Origin of the sequence: Sphingomonas endophytica, assembly GCF_001476895.1 — a bacterium.
Lineage (GTDB): Bacteria > Pseudomonadota > Alphaproteobacteria > Sphingomonadales > Sphingomonadaceae > Sphingomonas > Sphingomonas endophytica_A.
On sequence record NZ_LDTB01000305.1, the window covers coordinates 1 to 552 of the forward strand.

Genomic DNA, 552 nt, shown 5'->3' on the forward strand with positions numbered 1-552 from the left:
TCCCTCAGCTCAGCCTTCTAAACCAACTAACTAAGTCGGTCGTTAGCGACGGAAACACAATTCCGCCGTGCGCTATCGGCCGGCATCAAACACCTGAGCAAACGGAAACATATGCGACGAGAGGAGCACGATAATGACCGACAACGTGATCAATATTGACGATGCCCGAGAGTTGCGGGAGCTGGGTCTGCCAATCCTGCCCATTGTGGACAAGGAGTTTTCCCACCGAGCGATGAAGCTCTTTGCGAAGGCGGAGCAGGCAAGGATCAAATTCTACAGGACTTTTGTTGACTACTGCAAAACAGCCGAGCCGACCGAACGAGGTTACAACCGTATAAGAAAAGCACTCGATAAGGTGTTATCGGTCCGCAATCAGGCCGCAACATACACGTCAGCTGACGATAGCGAAGCTCAGGCGCTTCAAAGCCTCCTGACAGAGCCGATGACCTCATTCTTGGCTTTCTGGGCAGAGACGCTGGAAAGGTTCGAGGAGGAGGGCCAGGCGGTCACGGTCCACGTCACACGAGAGATGTTTGATGGGTGGTCCGTGGG

The 552-nt window shown here is 54.0% G+C and carries 1 protein-coding gene; it reads left to right on the forward strand.

Features of this window, described 5'->3' with window-relative positions; all coding sequences use genetic code 11:
* Positions 1-133: 133 nt before the first annotated feature.
* The coding region (locus NS334_RS17330) for a hypothetical protein (RefSeq protein WP_153002847.1) at positions 134-552 on the forward strand (419 nt) is incomplete at its 3' end.